Consider the following 2743-nt stretch of genomic DNA (forward strand, 5'->3'; position numbering starts at 1 on the left):
CTCAGTACCAACTGAAAGCAGCTCAACCGTGGTGGAATGTGTTAAAGCAAACGCACCGTTGTGACGCAGTGCGTTTCGCCCTGGGTCTCCTGTGGTTCCCAAATCTGGCAAACCCTTCCCAGAAACTGACAGACCAAATCTTTCGTTGTTTTCAATCCGATTCCCACGCAGTATCGGTCGAGCGTCCCCAGAAACCACTATCCCAAAGATGTTTTGAGAGGTTGTGTTATCCACCAGCCTGGGCGCTGCATTACCATCAACAGCAATGCCATTACCCATTTTTATACAGGTATTCCCTTGGATGTTCCCTTTGGCATCCCTGGTAATCGATATCCCTTGACCCTCTATACCACTACCAATGAAATTATTATCTTTAACGTCTGGTGTGGCTTCACCTGTGACATTAACCCCTTCACGATTGCACTCTTTAAAGGTACAATTAGCAACCATAGGGCTACCAGACTCAATCCAGGCACCAGTACCTCGGCGCTCACGATTGGTCATGGTTACTCCCCTGAGGTCGGTATCCTTAGCTAGGATCAGGGTCACGTTTTGACCACCACCGAAACGGGTGTTGAACAATCCGTTGCCTTCAATTAAGATATCCTTGCCTTTGTTTGCTTCATCCCCTATAATTTTTACACCAGAGGGAGCTTTCAGCGGAAAGGTTTCACCACTAGTGGTACTATAAGTACCAGGTTTTAGTTGAATCTGGTCACCTGATCCAGCTGAATCAAATGCTTTGGTAATAGTTTTAAAGGGCGTAGATTCGCTACCATCAGCGCTATCACTTCCAGTAGCTGGATTGACGTATAGAGTTGCCATAATTTAGGATTACCCAAAACGCTTAAGAACACAGCAAAACGGCGGTGTCACCCATGGGAGGGTTCACCACTTGCTAATTTCCTGAGCAGGAGGCTAGCATTCTTTAGAAATACTCTTAAGAATTGTTACCTAGATAGTGTGCCTGCTTTTACTGCCTATATCTCACAGTTTAAGCTCGATTTTCATTAAATGTCCATATTAATTAATCCTTAGTCTTTAGCCCTTAGCCTTTAGTCCTTAGTGCTTTGATTTAGGTCTTGGTGATTAGTGCTTTTCCCAAATTGACTAACAGATTGACAAACATCAGGTCTCCTGGCAGCTACCGAGCATCAAGTAGAAAGCACCAAGCACGAATTACCAAGCACCAATGACTAATGACTAATGAGACTTAAGCCGATTTGCTCTGGATTTCCTGTTCTGGCAAGGTCAGAATCTCTACGCCGTCAGCAGTGACCACTACAGTGTGTTCAAATTGGGCAGAAAGTTTGCGATCGCTTGTTAGAGCTGTCCACTTATCAGCTAGAATTTCCACTTCGTAGGTACCTTCGTTAATCATTGGCTCGATAGTGAAAACCATACCAGCCCGGAGGCGTTTTCCTTTCCCTCTAGTGCCATAGTGAGGAATTTGGGGAGCTGTATGGAAAATCTTGCTAATCCCGTGTCCAACAAAGTCTCGCACTACGGAAAAGCCGTTGGACTCGGCATACTCTTGGATAGCAGCACCAATATCGCCAACTCTTGCTCCTGGCTTGACCTCAGCAATACCACGCATCATACACTCTTCAGTAACTTCCACCAGCTTTTTTGCTAGGGGTGAGGGGGTACCAACAAAAAAGGTTCTAGAGGTATCCCCGTGATATCCATCCAGCTTTGGTGTTACGTCAATATTAATGATGTCCCCATCTTTAAGGATTTGCTTACCGTTAGGGATACCGTGACAGACAACTTCATTGATACTAGTACAGATAGATTTAGGAAAGCCCTGATAACCTAAGGGAGCACTGATTGCCCCATGCTCTTTTGTCCAGCGTTCCGCTTCATCATTAATCTCTAGGGTGCTTACCCCTGGCTTAACCATGGGTTCTAAATGGTCTAACAGTGCAGTGGCTAAGCGTCCAGCAAGACGCATTTTAGCTATTTCTCTACTGGATAAGATGACAATTCGTTCAGCTGCCATGAGTGTCTATTCCGTCAATTACCCCAAAAATTGGGAAAAATTATACTATTTGTGGTTTTTTTAATTGTACAATAATATGATCGCTCATTAACGCCGGTCGGCTTGAGAGCAATCGGTGAAGTATATTGTGGGTTTTAGGGAATCGGGAATCGGGAATCGGGAATTGGGAATCGGGAATCGGGAATCGGGAATCGGAAACTTCGGATCAGGTAAAAATGCTATGTACCTGGTCTTTTGTTTGCTATCCAAAGCCTTAATTTTTCAATAGAATAGGTCAGTTGATAAGACCAAGTAGGAGTTGATTGTGGAGGTCAAAGCCGCAGTAGCTTTTGAAGCAGGCAAGCCTTTATCCATTGAAACGGTTCAGGTAGCGGAACCTAAGGCGGGTGAGGTGATGGTGGAAATTAAAGCAACCGGAGTATGCCATACCGATGCCTATACCCTCTCTGGCGCAGATCCAGAAGGACTATTTCCAGCCATTCTAGGACATGAGGGAGCAGGTGTAGTGGTTGAGGTGGGTGAAGGGGTGACTAGCGTCGAGGTAGGAGACCATGTGATTCCCCTCTATATCCCTGAGTGCCGTCAGTGCGAATACTGCTTAAGTGGTAAAACCTTCTTCCCATCTCCCCATCTCCCCAGCTCCCCAGCTAGCTCCCCAGCTCCCCATCTCCGGATTAATCTTGGCGTACCTGGCATACTGAAAGAAGGGGGCAAGTAGCAACTACTCCCAGGAAATCTTGA

At 45.9% G+C, this 2743-nt stretch carries 3 protein-coding genes and 1 pseudogene; 1 reads left to right on the forward strand and 3 read right to left on the reverse strand.

Annotated elements, in window-relative coordinates; translation table 11 throughout:
- The 3 genes from F6K49_RS39895 to F6K49_RS39905 all read right to left on the reverse strand — a co-directional run.
- Positions 1 to 825: DUF1565 domain-containing protein (locus F6K49_RS39895; protein ID WP_293106244.1), on the reverse strand; the 825-nt coding region annotated here is incomplete at its 3' end.
- Between the two features lie 388 nt (positions 826 to 1213).
- The gene (gene map, locus F6K49_RS39900) at positions 1214 to 2002 is read right to left on the reverse strand and encodes a type I methionyl aminopeptidase (protein ID WP_070391333.1); all 789 of its coding nucleotides are present in this window, start codon (positions 2000 to 2002) and stop codon (positions 1214 to 1216) included.
- 87 nt (positions 2003 to 2089) lie between these two features.
- A complete protein-coding gene (locus F6K49_RS39905; protein ID WP_293054243.1) occupies positions 2090 to 2251 on the reverse strand; it encodes a hypothetical protein in 162 nt (53 codons plus the stop codon).
- Positions 2252 to 2303: 52 nt separating this feature from the next.
- Between F6K49_RS39905 and F6K49_RS39910 the strand changes: the two are divergent.
- Positions 2304 to 2615: pseudogene (locus F6K49_RS39910) on the forward strand (alcohol dehydrogenase catalytic domain-containing protein); the annotation flags it as partial.
- Positions 2616 to 2743 lie beyond the last annotated feature (128 nt).

Source organism: Moorena sp. SIO3I6 (assembly GCF_010672095.1).